Annotated in this window: 14 protein-coding genes; 4 read left to right on the forward strand and 10 right to left on the reverse strand. The window is 73.5% G+C overall.

The window, feature by feature from the left end; all coding sequences use genetic code 11:
- From PLP61_RS00295 to PLP61_RS00305, 3 genes are all read right to left on the reverse strand, one after another.
- Positions 1-600, reverse strand: a 600-nt coding sequence (locus tag PLP61_RS00295) for an LLM class flavin-dependent oxidoreductase (RefSeq protein ID WP_324499214.1), incomplete at its 3' end; no start/stop codon positions are given.
- Positions 601-605: 5 nt separating this feature from the next.
- A complete protein-coding gene (locus tag PLP61_RS00300) occupies positions 606-3185 on the reverse strand; it encodes a helix-turn-helix transcriptional regulator (protein ID WP_324499216.1) in 2580 nt (859 codons plus the stop codon).
- 89 nt (positions 3186-3274) lie between these two features.
- Positions 3275-3562, reverse strand: a complete 288-nt coding sequence (locus tag PLP61_RS00305; RefSeq protein ID WP_324499218.1) for a DUF4242 domain-containing protein — start codon at positions 3560-3562, stop codon at positions 3275-3277.
- A 183-nt stretch (positions 3563-3745) separates the two neighbouring features.
- On the opposite strand from PLP61_RS00305, the gene PLP61_RS00310 reads away from it, so the two are divergent.
- The 3 genes from PLP61_RS00310 to PLP61_RS00320 all read left to right on the forward strand — a co-directional run bounded on the left by PLP61_RS00310 (position 3746) and on the right by PLP61_RS00320 (position 6579).
- Entirely contained in the window at positions 3746-4657 is a 912-nt protein-coding gene (locus PLP61_RS00310) for a DMT family transporter (RefSeq protein ID WP_324499220.1), read from the forward strand.
- A gap of 82 nt (positions 4658-4739) precedes the next feature.
- A complete protein-coding gene (locus PLP61_RS00315; protein ID WP_324499222.1) occupies positions 4740-5522 on the forward strand; it encodes an arsenite methyltransferase in 783 nt (260 codons plus the stop codon).
- Between the two features lie 127 nt (positions 5523-5649).
- Positions 5650-6579, forward strand: coding sequence for a patatin-like phospholipase family protein (locus tag PLP61_RS00320; protein ID WP_324499224.1), 930 nt, complete (start codon positions 5650-5652; stop codon positions 6577-6579).
- A gap of 9 nt (positions 6580-6588) precedes the next feature.
- Here PLP61_RS00320 and PLP61_RS00325 read toward each other — a convergent pair whose 3' ends face one another.
- Genes PLP61_RS00325 through PLP61_RS00335 form a run of 3 tightly spaced genes read right to left on the reverse strand, consistent with a single transcriptional unit; the run spans position 6589 to position 9618 of the window.
- Complete coding sequence (locus PLP61_RS00325) at positions 6589-6990, reverse strand: pilus assembly protein CpaE (RefSeq protein ID WP_324499226.1); 402 nt, start codon at positions 6988-6990, stop codon at positions 6589-6591.
- A 10-nt stretch (positions 6991-7000) separates the two neighbouring features.
- Positions 7001-8755 carry a thiamine pyrophosphate-binding protein gene (locus tag PLP61_RS00330; RefSeq protein ID WP_324499228.1) on the reverse strand — a complete coding sequence of 585 codons (1755 nt, stop codon included), beginning with the start codon at positions 8753-8755 and terminating at the stop codon, positions 7001-7003.
- 17 nt (positions 8756-8772) lie between these two features.
- Positions 8773-9618, reverse strand: a complete 846-nt coding sequence (locus PLP61_RS00335; protein ID WP_324499230.1) for an SDR family NAD(P)-dependent oxidoreductase — start codon at positions 9616-9618, stop codon at positions 8773-8775.
- A 78-nt stretch (positions 9619-9696) separates the two neighbouring features.
- On the opposite strand from PLP61_RS00335, the gene PLP61_RS00340 reads away from it, so the two are divergent.
- The gene (locus PLP61_RS00340) at positions 9697-11082 is read left to right on the forward strand and encodes an MFS transporter (RefSeq protein WP_324499232.1); all 1386 of its coding nucleotides are present in this window, start codon (positions 9697-9699) and stop codon (positions 11080-11082) included.
- Here PLP61_RS00340 and PLP61_RS00345 read toward each other — a convergent pair.
- The 4 genes from PLP61_RS00345 to PLP61_RS00360 all read right to left on the reverse strand — a co-directional run.
- Positions 11052-12200, reverse strand: coding sequence for an acyltransferase family protein (locus PLP61_RS00345; RefSeq protein ID WP_324499235.1), 1149 nt, complete (start codon positions 12198-12200; stop codon positions 11052-11054). The genes PLP61_RS00340 and PLP61_RS00345 overlap by 31 nt on opposite strands.
- A gap of 3 nt (positions 12201-12203) precedes the next feature.
- Positions 12204-12602, reverse strand: coding sequence for a nuclear transport factor 2 family protein (locus PLP61_RS00350; RefSeq protein ID WP_324499237.1), 399 nt, complete (start codon positions 12600-12602; stop codon positions 12204-12206).
- Between the two features lie 352 nt (positions 12603-12954).
- The gene (locus PLP61_RS00355) at positions 12955-13371 is read right to left on the reverse strand and encodes a hypothetical protein (RefSeq protein WP_324499239.1); all 417 of its coding nucleotides are present in this window, start codon (positions 13369-13371) and stop codon (positions 12955-12957) included.
- 11 nt (positions 13372-13382) lie between these two features.
- The coding region (locus PLP61_RS00360; protein ID WP_324499241.1) for a PASTA domain-containing protein at positions 13383-14013 on the reverse strand (631 nt) is incomplete at its 5' end.

Consider the following 14013-nt stretch of genomic DNA (forward strand, 5'->3'; position numbering starts at 1 on the left):
CAGCGCCCTGGCCCGGCGGACCGTCGCCGGGTCGGTCACCGAGTCCAGCAGCACTCCGTCGGCCTCCTCGCCGGCAAGGCGGACCGTGCGTGGTCCCCGACCGCCCACGAGCACCGGCGGTCTCCGGGCCGGCGGCCAGTCGAGGGCGACCCCGTCGAGCCGGACGTAGCGACCCTCGAGGTCGACCCGGCGGCCGTCGAGGAGGTCGCGGACCGCCCCGGCGTACTCCCGCAGCAGCGTCATCGGTGAGTCGACCGCCGCTCCGACCTGGGCCATCCACTCGCCCACACCGTGCCCGAGCGTCGTCATCAGCCGGTCCGGCCACAGCCGGGCCAGCGTCGCCACCTCCATAGCGAGCAGGGCGGGGTTGCGCAGCGGCACAGGGAGCAGCCCCACGCCCACCCGCAGCCGCGCGGACGACGCGAGCGCGGCGGCGGCGGAGGTGAGGCCCCCTTCGAGGAAGCAGTCCTCCCACAGCCACAGCTCGGCGACCTGCGCCTCGTCGGCGGCCCGGACCACGGCCCTGAGCTCTTCGGGAGGCAGCTGGGGACGGAAGACCACCCCGACGGTCACGGCGGCCCCGACCCGGCGCTCGCTCACGGTCCTCACCCCAGTCCGAGCTCGTCGGACTGGACCACGACGGCTCGACGGTTCGGGAGGCCGAGCTTGCCCAGTACGGCCGACACGTGGTGGTCGGCGGTCTTGGGCGAGATGTAGAGCCGGGAGGCGATCTCGGCATTGGTGAACCCTCGAGCCACCAAGTTGGCCACCTCCAGCTGCCGGTTGGTCAGGCCAGCGGGGTTGGCCCGGGTTCTGGCCCGCGGGCGGGGTGGCACCCTCGCGACCCCGTCCCGGCGCAGCCTAGCCCGGTGACGGTCGGCCGTCCCGGTCGCACCGAGCCGGTCCAGCAGCTCCACGGCCCGCACCCGCCGACCGGGTTCCGCGGAGTCGCCCCAGGCCATCGCCTCCGCGAACGGCTCGCCGGCCCGGTGCCACCAGGAGGCGGCCTCGTCGTACCGGCCTGCGAGGGAGTGGGCGAACGGTTCGGCCACCGCCCCGGGCACCTCGGCCACCAGGCCGAGCCGGTCGAGCCACACCGCGAGGTCGCCCGCTGCCCACGGGGCGTTCGGGGCGCCGCCGAGCCGCCTCAGCTCGTCGGGCGCCCGCTGGGTGACCCGGGGGTCGTCCTCGCCGGTCATCCACATCTGCTCGGCGAGCGCGGAGAGCACCGCCAGGATGCCCGTCGGCTCGTCGATCTGGACCGCCCGCGACCAGGCGCGGTCCAGGTGGCCCTCGGCGTCCGGGACGCCGTCCCGGCGCAGCGGGACGAGGGCGTTGACGAGGGAGGGCCACACGGTGGCCACCGGCATGCCCTCCTCGTTCAGCACTCGCGTCGCATCCTCGAGGGCGGCCTGCCAGTGGCCGTGCGCGAAGTGCAGGCGGGACCGGACGCCGGTCTGCCAGTGCCGGCAGATCGGGATGTCGCGCTCCACCGTGAAGGGGAGCGACTCCTCCAGGACGTGCTCGGCGGACCGCAGCCGCCGCTGCTCCACGTCGAGGCTGCACAGCTGCGAGTAGCCGGTGGACGCCAGCTCGTCCCATCCCCGGCTCCTGGCGGTCTCGATGTGGCTCGCCAGCCGGCCGCGTGCCGCCGCGTCCCCGCCGACCAGCGCCACGAGCTCCTGGACGAGCTCGATCCGCAGCACCAACGCCGACATGCCCTCCGGGGCCGCGACCCGCCGGGCGTCGTCCAGGCACCGTTCGGCCAGCTGGAGCTGGCCCCGCAGGTAGGCCAGAAAGCCACGCGTCGCGCGAGCGGCACCGAATCGTTCGGCGGACCCCACCTCACGCGCGATGCGTGCCGCGAGGTCCGCGTGGGCTTCGGCCTGCTGACGGTGGGCGTTGTAGTACTCGAAGATCGCGCAGGTCTCGTGGGCCGCCGAGAGGCCGACCCGGTCGTCGGCTGTCTCCCACAGCGGGAACGTCGCCCGCACGTTCCCGATGGCCTCACCGAGTCGGCTCGTCATGTACTGCTCGAAGCTGAGTCGCTGCAGCCGGTCGGCCCGCTGCCGAGGGGCCACGTCCTCGGACTGGCTGAGCGCCGTCTCGAAGAAGGCGGCGGCCTCGCTGTGCGACCCGGCCCGGCTGGCGTCGTGGGCGGCCGCCAACGCGTGACGGGCCGTCCGGACCGGGTCGCGGGCACCGACCGCGTGGTGGGTGAGCAGGGCCGGTTCCCGGCTGCCGACCTGCTCCAGGGCGTCGAGCAGGCGCGCGTGCAGCTGGGGAGCGCCGCCGGGTGGGATGGTGCTCTCGACGGCCTCCCGGGCGAGCTCGTGGCGGAAGACCAGGCCACCCCGGGCCCGCACGACGAGACCCGTCGCGTCGAGCCTGCGCAGCGTGGGCAGGTCGACCCCCAGGGCCGGCAGCACCCGGTCGTCGAGCCGGTCCGGCGCCGTGGCCACCAGCTGCAGCACCTCGATGTCCTCGGGCGCCACTCCCGCGGTCCGGGCGAGCACCGCGTCGCGAACCGAGGACGGCAGTGGCCGGTCGGGGTCCTTGGCCACCTCGCTCACGAAGAAGGGGTTGCCGCCGGTGCGTGCGTGGACCAGCTCGGGCACCAGCCGGGTCCCGGCGACCAGCTTCTCCACGCCGTGCACCGAGAGTGGGCCCAGCTGCAGGGTCGTCAGGTCGTCAAGAAGCGCGAAGTCGCCCAGCAGGGGCAGCACGGGATGGCGCGGGGCGATCTCGTGGTCCCGGTAGCTCACCAGGAGCGCGAGCGGCATGGAGCCCACCCGACGGGCGAGGAACCGCAGCACGTCCGCCGAGGCCGTGTCGATCCAGTGCAGGTCCTCAACCACCAGGACCGTGGGCTGTGCGCGCAGCGTGTCGAACACCCCCTCGCACACGCCGGCGAGCGGGGCGCCCTCCCGTCGGAGCGCCGTGTCGAGGCCGCCGTCCCGGGCCAGGTCACGGAACGGTCCGAGTGGTCGAGGGGTCAGCAGCGGGTCGCAGCTGGCTCGCAGTACCCGGACCTGGGCGTGGGTGCGACACACCGAGTCGAGCACCGCCGACTTGCCCGCACCCGACTCGCCGGCGACCGCGATGCCGGATCCTTCACCGTCCCGCGCCCCGGAGACGGCCGCGTCGAGGGCGGCGAGCTCGTGGTCGCGTTCCAGAAGCTCCACGCACTCAGGGTAAGGGCGTGCGGGAGGGCCGCCGAGGTCCTTCGACCCGGCGACCCTCCCCCCGACCAGCTGAGCTCCAGGCCCGGTGGTCACTCCGCAGCTGCGAGCTCGGCGGTGTGGGGGCCGAACTCGTTGGCCACGACGGAGACCAGGTCAGCGGGGAACCCGCCGCGGCGCGCGTGCTCGAGGATGGCCTGGGCGTCCTCCGCCTCGTGCACGCAGTAGATCTTGTCGCCGGCCACGTAGCTGTTGACCCAGGTGTAGGGCACCCCCAGCGAGGCCACCGCCTCGTTGGACGTGCGCGCGATCGTGGCCAGGTCCTCCTGCGTCAGGCCGGCGGCGCCGTCGATCTCGCGCTCGATGATGAATCGCTGCATGTGCTGCTCCTTGTGTCCGCCGACGGCCCGGTGCCGTCGGTGTGCCTCCACCCTCGTCCGCGGCCACGATCCCGGCATCGGGAGCAGCTCCCCATGTTGCCCAGGCCGACACACCCGGCGCACGACCGCACGCCGGGCCGCGGGATGCGTGCGGACCCGGCCGCTCTCCGCGATCCTGGAGCCGTGTCGACCAGCGCCACCGTCACCCAGCGCCGGCTGCCTGCTCTGGCGGCCCTGACGGCGGCGACGGCGGTGTGGGGGTCGACCTTCCTGGTCACCAAGGAGTCCCTGACCGACGTGGCTCCCACGAGCTTCGTGGCCTGGCGCTTCGGCATCGCGGCGGTCGTCCTCGCATCGGTGCGGCCAGGTCGGCTACGGGCCCTGAGCCGCCACGAGCGGCAGCGTGCCACGCTGCTCGGGCTGTTCGTCGCGGCCGGCTTCCTGCTGCAGACCACCGGGCTGCAGCACACGGCTGCGGGAGTCTCCGGGTTCCTCACCGGGGCGTCGGTCATGCTCATCCCGCTGGTGGCGGCCGTGGCGTTCGGCGCCAGGATCGGCGCCGCGGGCTGGGCGGCAGTGGCGCTTGCGGGGGTCGGCCTCGCCCTGCTCACCCGCGGCGGTGGTGGCTCACCGACCCTCGGGGCCGTTCTCACGCTCGCCGGCGCGGTCTGCTTCGCCGTCCACGTCGCCGGGCTCAGCCAGTGGGCGACCCCGGCGAACGCCTACGGCCTGACCGCCTGGTCGGTCGGGGTGGCCGCGGCGGCGTCATGGGTCGTGTCCCTCCTCGCCGGGCAGGCCGCGGTCCCGGAGTCCGGCGGCGCCTGGCGGGCGCTGGTCTACGTCGCAATCGTCGCCACCTGCCTGGGGTTCGGCGTCCAGGCGTGGGCACAGAGCGCACTCTCGGCCACCAGCGCGGCGGTGGTGATGACCCTGGAGCCCGTGTTCGCCGCGGTCATCGCGACCGCCCTCGGTAGTGAGGACCTCCCACCGGCAGGCTGGGTGGGCGGCCTGCTGGTGGTGGTGTCGATGTTCGTCGCGGAGCTCGGGCCGCGGGACTGCTGTGACGCGAGGGCACCACGCATCGAGTGCTGCTGACCACGGGCCCGTGGGTGGCACCTCCTTCTCCTTGTTTCGACAGCCGTCTATATTGGTACCAGTCGACGCCAGGAGGTCGCCCATGCCCACCACCGAGACCAGCCGCGACCCGGAGCAGCTCCGCGACACCGTCCGGGAGCACTACGCCGCTGTCGCATCGGCCGCCGGCTCAGGCTGCTGCGGAGGCGGCCCGCAGCCGGTCTCCCTGTCCCTCGGCTACACCCCGGACGATCTCACGGCCGTGCCTGACGGTGCCGACCTCGGTCTCGGCTGCGGCAACCCGCAGGCGCTGGCCCGGCTCGAGCCGGGCATGACCGTGCTCGACCTGGGCTGCGGGGCCGGGTTCGACGTCTTCCTCGCGGCCCGGGCCGTCGGCGAGGAGGGTCTCGTGATCGGGGTCGACATGACCCCCGAGATGCTCGCCAAGGCGCGCGCGAACGCCCGGACCGCCGGCTACCGGAACGTCGACTTCCGCCTGGGCGAGATCGAGCACCTCCCCGTGGCCGATGCCAGCGTGGACGTGGTCATCTCCAACTGCGTCATCAACCTCTCGCCCGACAAGCAGGCGGTGTTCGCGGAGGCCTTCCGCGTGCTGCGCCCCGGGGGCCGCCTGGCCGTCTCCGACGTGGTCGCGTTCGCCGAGCTGCCCGAGGAGGTCCGGGGCGACCTCGCCCTGTACGCCGGGTGCGTCGCCGGCGCCGCCACCGCTGCGCAGACGTGCACCATGCTCGAGCAGGCCGGGTTCGCCGACCTCCACGTCACCCCGCTCGACCACAGCCGAGAGGTCGTCACGACCTGGGCGCCGGGGCTCGACCTGGCCGACTACGTCGCCTCGGCCAGCATCGAGGCCACCCGGCCCGCCTGAGGGTGTGGCGGATCCCTCGCGGCGGATCGCCCCAGCCGGCGCACCTACCCGCCTACCATGAAGGTGCGGGAACCTCGCGCCGGGTGGGCGATCGCCCACCCGCTCAGCGGTAGCACCGGAGGCGCCGATGGCGGTATCTCCACTCGGAGCCGTCGTCGCCGCGGCCAGGGTGACGGTGACCCGCCGGTCGGTGGAGCCGATCGTCCACGCCGTGCCGCTGCCGCCCGGAGGCGAGGTCATCGTGCTGTCCGGAGGGGCCGCGCTGGGGGCCGCCCAGGTCGGCATGCTGGAGGCGCTGAGCCGTGCCGGTGTCCGGCCGGCCATGGTCCTGGGTACGTCGGCAGGGGCGATCAACGCCAGCTTCTTCGCCGCCGACCCCACCCCGCGGGGAGCCTCGACCCTCGCCACCATCTGGCTGGAGCTCACCACGCGCCACGTCTTCGGCACCACGACCCATCGGGCCGCCAACCTGCTGCGGGGCCGCTCCGGCCTCTCCTCCCCCGCCGGGCTGCGCACGGTCATCGCCGGCAACCTGAGGTACGAGCGGCTCGAGGACGCGCCCACGCCGTGCGGTGTCGTGACCACGCACCTGCGGACCGGGACGGCGGTGCTCCACCGCGCCGGATCCGCGGTCGACCTGCTGCTGGCCTCAGCCGCCATCCCGGGGGTGTTCCCGCCGGTCCGGCTCAGCCCGGAGGCGGCGCCGACCCGACCCGGCACCCACGTCGACGGGGGGGTGCGCTGCATGGTCCCGGTGGACATGGCCCTGGCGCACCGGCCCGCACGGGTCTGGGTGCTCGACGTCGCCGGTGCGGTGCGGGCGACGCGCAGCTACCACCCCGGCAGCCTCGACCCCGTGGCGACAGGGTTCGCGATGGCGATGGCGGCCCAGGCGGAGGCCACCGAGGAGGCCGAGCACGACGCCCACGTCCGGGTCATCTCGCTGCCGATGAGCGCCGTGCGCCGACTGCGCTCCGCGATGGACTTCTCCCGTGGTGAGGCGCTGTACGAGGCGGGACGGGTGTCGGCGGAGAAGGTGCTGGCCGAGGAGACCTGAGCCGGCCGGTCACCTCCTCCCGGGCTCCCCCCGGACACCCAGCACGGCCCGGGCGTAGGCACACTCGGCGTCCGGGTCCACGTAGGTCCGGCCGACGTCGACGTCGACCTCGAAACCCTCGGCACCCCGGCGCAGCGCCAGGAACCGCTCGCCCAGCAAGGCCCGCAGCTGCTCCTCCCGGGGCAGCCACACCACCTCGCTCTGCTGGATGCTGTCCAGCGCCCACTCGGTGGTGCCGTTGAACCGCAGCAGCGCGCCCATCTCCAGGTGCTGCACCTCCACCACCATCTCGCTCACCACGAACACCATGTCGTCCAGGTCCCGGTCCGGCACCATGAACCGGTCGCCGTTCGCGGGCACCCAGGCGATGCCGGCGTCGCCGAGCCGCCGGGCCAGGTCGGGCGTGATCACGACCGCCCCGTCACCCGGCCGGCTCCTGGTGCATCTCCTTGAACGTCAGCAGGCTGGGGGCGAACTTGTGCGCGGTGTGGTCGACCTCGACGTGCAGCACGGACGGCCGGCCGGAGTCCCGGGCCTGCTCCAGCGCCGGCCGCAGGTCGGCCGGTCGGGTCACGTGGAACCCCAGCGCCCCCATGCTCTCGGCCATCAGGTCGTAGCGGATCTCCCCCAGATCGGTGTTGATCCGCTCCTCGTCGGGCAGCCCGCCCTCGGTGAGCAGCCGCTCGGCGTCCAGCGCGAACTCCTGGTTGACCTTCACCATCCCCCACGCCCGGTCCACCGCGACGACCACCACCACCGGCAGGTGGTTGCGGACCGCTGTCTCGATCTCCTGGGGGTGGAAGCCGAAGGCGCCGTCACCGGTGACGCAGACGACGGCCCGGTCGGGGAGCGCCACCTTGGCCCCGAGCGCGTGCGGGACGCCTGCCCCGAGCATGCCGAACTTGTACGTCGACATCATCGTGTGCGGGACCCGCACCTCGTGGAACAGGTTGGCCCAGATCGCGGTGTTCCCGCCGTCCACCACCAGCACGGTGTCGTCCGGGAACACCTCCTGCACCGCCGGCGCCAGCTGCCCGGAGTGGATCACCTCGCCGCCGGCAGGGACGCCCGCGTCGAGCGCGGCCCGGGCGGCGGCCTTCTCCCCGGCGTACCCCGCGACCCGCGCCCTCCGGCCGGGCAGCACCGCGGCGAGGTCGCGGCCGGCGAGCTCGTCGGCCAGCCGGGAGAGGAACACCCTGGCGTCGGCCAGCACGGCCACGTCGACCGGCTTGTTCAGGCCCAGGACCTCCTCGTCGACGTCGACCTGCACCAGCCGCTGCTCGGTGGCGCGGCGCCAGTACGGCGCCTTGCCCCACCAGTCGGTCTCGCCGAAGCGGGTCCCGACAGCCAGCACGACGTCGGCGTCGTTGCGCGCCTTGGTGTTCAGGTCGGTGTAGGACATCGGCAGGGACCAGTCGAGGCGCTCGTCGACGACGTCGCGCGCGGCCCAGCTGGTGGTCACGGGTGCTGCCAGCAGCTCGGCCACCCGGCGCAGCTCCGCGGCCGCCTCGGCGTGCAGCACCCCGCTGCCGGCGTGCACGAGGGGAGCCTCGGCGCCGGCCAGCAGGTCGGCGGCGGCGACGACCAGCTCCGGCGCCGGCTCCAGAGGCGCGGTCCGGCGGTACCGCTCCGGGCCCACCTCCCCGAAGGGCGGCTCGTCGAAGGCTCCGTTCATCACGTCCTCGGGCACCGTCAGGTGCACGACACCGGGACGGCCCCGCCAGCTGATCCGGAAGGCTCGGTTGAGCAGCTCGGGGACCCGCTCGAAGGAGGTCGCCGCGCCGCTCCACTTGGCCATCGGACGGATCACCGCCGGCTGGTCGAAGTACTGGTAGGCGCCGCCGCGGTCCGGCCCCACGATGCCGTGCCGACGCCAGCTCGTGATCAGCAGCACCCGGTTCCCCTCGCCGTTCTCGACGGCGACACCGGGGAGCGCGTTCGCCACGCCGGGGCCGTTGCTGGCGATCGCGACACCCAGGCGGCCGGTCAGCCGGGCGTACGCCGCCGCCATGTGCACCGCGGAGGTCTCGTGCCGCGGCGAGACCAGACCGATCCCGTGGTCCCGCAGGTGTGAGTAGAGACCGAAGTAGGTGCCGTCGATGATCCCGAAGACCACCTCGACCCCCTCGGCCGCCAGCATCCGGGCGATGCGCTGTCCTCCGCTGAGCTGACCCATCGGTCCCTCCCTCTCCCTCAGTCCTCCCGGCCGCGACGGCCGGCGGTGCGGTGCCGGGACACCATCCCCGCCGCGAGCGGGGCGTCGTCGAACGCGCCGGCCCGGATCCGCTCCCCCACCCGGCGCAGCACCACGCGGTCGGCGACCGCGGGCAGGTGCCGGGCCAGGAACATCTCGGCGCCCACCCGCCGGCACGTCGCCAGGTCGCGGTGTGCCCGGCGGGCTGCGCAGGCCCGCACCACGGTGGCCACCACGCCCTCCAGCGGCTCGAACTGCGAGGCGCCCTCGAGGCTGAGCCCGGCGGCGGCCGTGGAGTCGTGGATCGGGCTGCGCACCATGCTGGGGTACACGGTGGTGACCGAGACGGCCGGCGCCAGCTCCAGCCGCAGCGCGTCGGCGTACGCGACCAGACCGCGCTTCGACACGCCGTACGCCGCAGCCAGGGGCAGCGCCATCACCGCCATCCGTGAGGCCACCATCACCACCCGGCCCCGCGACTCCACCAGGGCGGGCGTGCAGGCCGCGGTCACCCGCCAGGTGCCGAGGAGGTTCACCTCGAGCTGGCGGCGCACCACCTCGCCCGGCGGCTCGGTGGCCGGCGCGGGTCCGCCGACCCCGGCGTTGTTGACCAGCAGGTCCAGGCCCCCGAGCCGGTCGACCGCCTCCGCACAGGCGGTGGCCACGGAGTCGTCGTCGGTCACGTCGCAGGCGAGCACGGGCGCAGCGGCATCCGCGGAGGCCGTCAGGTCCAGGCCGACGACACGCACCCCGCGGGCGCGCAGGGCGTCGCCGATCGCGCGGCCGAAGGTCCCGGCGGCGCCGGTGACCACGGCGCGGCTCCCGGTCAGGTCCCGTTGCGCCATGTGACCGCCTCCCCTGCGACGTGGCTCACGCTACCGTGGCGTAGCCGTCCGCACAGCCGGGAGGACAGGAGCACCACGATGAGCGCACAGCCGTCCGCGCGGAGGTCTCCGGACGCGTCGTACGACCCCGAGACGCCGCTGGCGCGGGGCAGCCTGCTGTGGTTCGCCGGGGGCTCGTTCGGGATGGGCATCTACGTCACCGTGCCCGGCCTGCTGCTGCTCTACTACCTGACCAACGTGTGCGACGTGGACGCCTGGCTCGCCGGGGTCGCACTCCTGCTGCCGAAGATCGTGGACGTGGTCGTCCACCCGTTCGTCGGCAGCGTCTCGGACGCGGGGAGGCGCCGCAGCGGCTCCCGGGTCGCGATGCTCGCGGTCGGGACCCTCACCCTGCCGGTGGCGTTCGTGCTGCTGTTCGCCGCTCCCAGCCCCCTGCTGGGCGCATGGGCCGCGCTCTGGGTCGCCCTGTTCTTCGTGCTCGCCAACACGCTGTTCGCGGCCTACCAGGTGCCCTACCTGTCGGTGCCCTCCGACATCGCCACGGGCTACCACCAGCGCACCCGGCTGATGGGGTTCCGGATGGTCGTGCTCACGCTCGGCATCCTGATCGGTGGCGCGCTCGCGCCGCTGCTTGCCGACCAGGAGACCGGCACCCGCGGCGACTACCTGACCATGTCGATCGTGCTCGGCGTGGTGATGCTGGCGACGATGTTCTCCGGCATCGCCGGCGTCCGCCGCCTGGAGGGAGAGGTGCCACCCTCCCCGCTCGGCTCCGAGGGCAGCCACGTGCTCACCCTGCGGGAGCGCTTCGCCGTGGCCTGGTCGAACCAGCCGTTCTTCTGGCTGATGTGCTCCTACCTGGTGATGTCGACGACCACGCACCTGCTCCTGGCCGGGACCCCGTTCTACACCGAGTACGTCCTGGAGAACGCCAAGCTCACCACCGTCCTGTTCGTCTGCTTCGTGGGCCCCGCACTGGTCGCGACCCCGCTGTGGGCGCGGATCTCCCGCAGGTACGGCAAGCAGCGCCTGCTGCTGCTCGCGCAGGGGATGTTCCTGGTCGGCGCGCTGCTGCTCCTCCTGGGCCGGCCCGGGGGGCTGCCCTACGTGCTGCCCAGCATGCTGCTGCTCGGTGTCGCCTTCGCGGGCATGCAGCTCTTCCCGTTCTCGATGCTTCCCGACACGGTCAAGGCCGCGGGTGAGGCGGGGCAGCGCAACGCCGGCGCGTTCACCGGGCTGTGGACGGCGACCGAGGCGACCGGCGCCGCACTCGGGCCCTACCTGTACGCCGGGGCGCTGGCCCTGGGCGGCTTCGTCTCCACGCAGGCCGGGGAGACCGTCGCCCAGTCCGACTCGGCGGTCACCGCGGTCCGGCTGGCGTTCTCCCTGCTGCCCGCCGTACTCATGTGCCTGGCGCTGGTCCTGCAGCGCCGCTACCCGCTGGACCGGGAGCGCTCACGGTAGTGGGCGGACCCGGCGAACCGTCGGCCCAGGACGTGGAACGCCCAGCCGATGGCGAAGGACCCCAGAACGCCCACCAGCGCCAGCACCACGAACTTCGCCTCGGCCGCCCAGCCCAGGGGGCGCAGGAGCAGGGCGCACAGCACCAGCACCGGTCCCTGGGCCACGAACGCGCCGTAGGCGGACGCCGCGGCGGCCCGCTCGAACCGGCCGTGGGCCACCACGTGGCGTCGGGACCAGTCCAGGACCAGCACGGACAACCCGACCGACACGGCGCCCTCGCACGCGGCCATCCCCGCGGCCTCCCAGTGCCAGCCGCCCTTGAACGGCTCCGGGCCGTCGGAGAGCGGGATCAGCACAGCGAGGGTGGCCACCGCCAGGACCAGCGCCACCCGGCAGCCGCGCAGGACCCGGGCCGGCACCGGCGTGATCCAGCCGCGCTCCGCACCCACCGCACCGAGGACGAACAACGACACCGCCTGCGGCCAGATCCACAGGTGCACGTCCAGGAACTGAGCCGAGTCGATGGGGAACCGCGTGCGCACGAGGAACGTCCCGACCGCGACCGCAGCGCCGGCGGTCAGCACGGTCCGTCCCGCGGGGGTGGCCGACGGCCGGGCGGGCACCCACCAGCGCCACAGGCACCAGCCGACAGTGATGAGCAGCAGGACCAGGACGAACCACATCGGTCCGGTCCCCCGCGAGTGCCACATCGACCCGGAGAACTCCCGGCGGTAGAACGCCCACAGCCCCGGCGCGTCGCCCTCCACGACGTCCACAAGCCACTGCAGCACCGGCCACACGACGAGGGCGTACGCCAGCACCGGGACGCCGAGGCGGAGCAGCCTGGACACCAGGAAGCGTCGCGGGCCCCGTCGTACCAGAGGACCCGTGGTGAGCAGCCCGGCGATGAGGAAGAACAGCCCGAGGACGAACATCACGCCCCCGCCGACGGCCACACTGAGCAGCAGCTCGCTGCCCCCTGAGAGCGAGTCCTCCTCGTAGAGCCAGGTCCCGGCGGCGCCGTAGCTCATCGCCGCGTGGGCGACGATCACACCGGCGGTGAGCAGGATCTTCAGCCGGTCCAGGTGCGCCAGCCGGGCGCCGGGTCGCGGGTCCACCACTCACCCCGTGACGGTGTCTCCGTGGCGGTGGACGACCCTCCACGCGCCCTGCTCCCGGCGGTACACCTGAGTGGCCCGCAACGTGTAGGTGCGCGGCTCACCGTCCACCGAGGCGGAGGTGTGCTCGAGCCCGGCCGTGTACGCCATGTCGCCGACGACGTCGTAGGCCTGCAGGTCGACCTCGAACGCCGTGCAGTGGGAGAAGCTGGCGCCCAGGAAGGCGAACAGCTCGTCGACCTCCTGCTGACCTCGGGCGTTCCGCCAGGCCCCCAGAACGCTCACCGGCTCGTTGCGGGACCACAGTGCCCGCCGAGGCGCGGCATCACCGTTGTGCAGGGCGAGCTCCGCTGGGTACAGCTCGTTCCTGACCCAGGTCAGGAACTCCTCGCGTTCGGTCATGTCATTCCACGCTAGCCGATCGGGCAGCAGTCGAGCACGCCCGAAGCCCCCACCGAGTTAGTACGGTCCCAACGCGGGGTGTTCCGGGCCTGCCGACCCCGCGTTGGGACCGTACTAACTCCTGTCCGACCTGGTGTCCGGGATCGCCGGGAGCCTGCAGTGGACGCGGGCGGTGGCGCTCGACGTGTCGACATCCCGACCTGGTCGTCCTCGACGACGCGGCCCTCGGCTTCCGCGACCACTCCGACGAGCAGCTGGCAGCGCACCTTCGCCGACCGTCGTCCCTGGGTGGTCCCTGGCCGCCACGCGGAAGTCGGCTACGACGCCGGCCCCACCTGAGCGCCTCTGCGGTTCACACCTGGAAGCGTCGCTTGAACTCCGCCGCGAGGGCCTCGCCCGCCGCTCCCACCAGCGCCCCGACAACCGGGTTGACCACCAGCGCCGTGACGGCGCCGACGAACTTCGGTGCGTGCTTGACGAACCAGTCGCGCACGTACTCCATGGTGGAGAGCTCCGGCTTCTCCGCGGTCACCGCGTCCTTCAGCTCGTCCAGCTTGTCGGCGGCGGCGTCCGGGGTGTCCGGGTCGGCGAGCACCTCGTGGCGCAACGCCTCGAACTGACGCATCAGGTCGTCCAGGTCGGTCGCGCTCGGGGCCGAGGAGCCGACCGTGGTGCTGGTCTGGCTCACCGTCCCGCCGATCGCGACCTGGCCACCGCTGACCTGGCTGACGGTTGCGTGGATCTCGTTGCGGGGTTCGTCTCTGGTCATGGTCTGTCTCCTCAGCCGAGCGTCGAGTAGGTGAGGGTCACGGTGCTGCCGCAGTCGACCGGGGTGGAGGGCGCGGGGTCCTGCCCCACGACCATCTCGGACTGCAAACCCTGCTCCACCAGGACGCGCTCGGACACCAGTCCGTGCGTGCTCAGCTGGCCTTCGGCGTCCTCGAGGGGCCACCCCTGGACGTCGGGCACCACGCAGACCACGGGGAGCGAAGTGGTCAGGTCGGCCAGGAGCGTGCCCTCGGGCGACTCGACCCTGACGTTGACGTCCACGGACCCGGACGTGACCCCGCGCAGCATGAGTGTGAGGTCGGCGCTTCCGCCGACGTCGAGGGTCTCGAGCTCGCAGCTGAGCGACCCCGACGTCAGCTCGCAGCCGGGGCCGTCCTCCACCAGCTCCGCCGCCGAGCCGGCCACGGTCGCGGTGAGGACGGCACCGCTCACCGGCGCAACGCCCTGTCCGTCGAGCGCTTCGTTGGCCACGTGCACCACGACGGGCACGTCCTCACCCAGCGCCACTGCGGGGGGTTCCGGGGTCACCACCGCGGTCACGTTCGGGGACTCGGCCCCGGCCGTCGGCGGCCCGCCGTCCTCGGACTGCCCGCCGTCCTCGGAGGGCCCGGTGTCGCTGGGC

The organism is Nocardioides sp. (assembly GCF_035429765.1).
Classification (GTDB): domain Bacteria; phylum Actinomycetota; class Actinomycetes; order Propionibacteriales; family Nocardioidaceae; genus Nocardioides.

Bases quoted from the DNA above. Each gene is read 5' to 3' on its own strand.
- PLP61_RS00305 (WP_324499218.1), bottom strand. From the start codon at position 3,562: ATGCAGCGATTCATCATCGAGCGCGAGATCGACGGCGCCGCCGGCCTG.
- PLP61_RS00315 (WP_324499222.1), top strand. From the start codon at position 4,740: ATGCCCACCACCGAGACCAGCCGCGACCCGGAGCAGCTCCGCGACACC.
- PLP61_RS00320 (WP_324499224.1), top strand. From the start codon at position 5,650: ATGGCGGTATCTCCACTCGGAGCCGTCGTCGCCGCGGCCAGGGTGACG.
- PLP61_RS00330 (WP_324499228.1), bottom strand. From the start codon at position 8,755: ATGGGTCAGCTCAGCGGAGGACAGCGCATCGCCCGGATGCTGGCGGCC.
- PLP61_RS00335 (WP_324499230.1), bottom strand. From the start codon at position 9,618: ATGGCGCAACGGGACCTGACCGGGAGCCGCGCCGTGGTCACCGGCGCC.
- PLP61_RS00340 (WP_324499232.1), top strand. From the start codon at position 9,697: ATGAGCGCACAGCCGTCCGCGCGGAGGTCTCCGGACGCGTCGTACGAC.
- PLP61_RS00350 (WP_324499237.1), bottom strand. From the start codon at position 12,602: ATGACCGAACGCGAGGAGTTCCTGACCTGGGTCAGGAACGAGCTGTAC.
- PLP61_RS00355 (WP_324499239.1), bottom strand. From the start codon at position 13,371: ATGACCAGAGACGAACCCCGCAACGAGATCCACGCAACCGTCAGCCAG.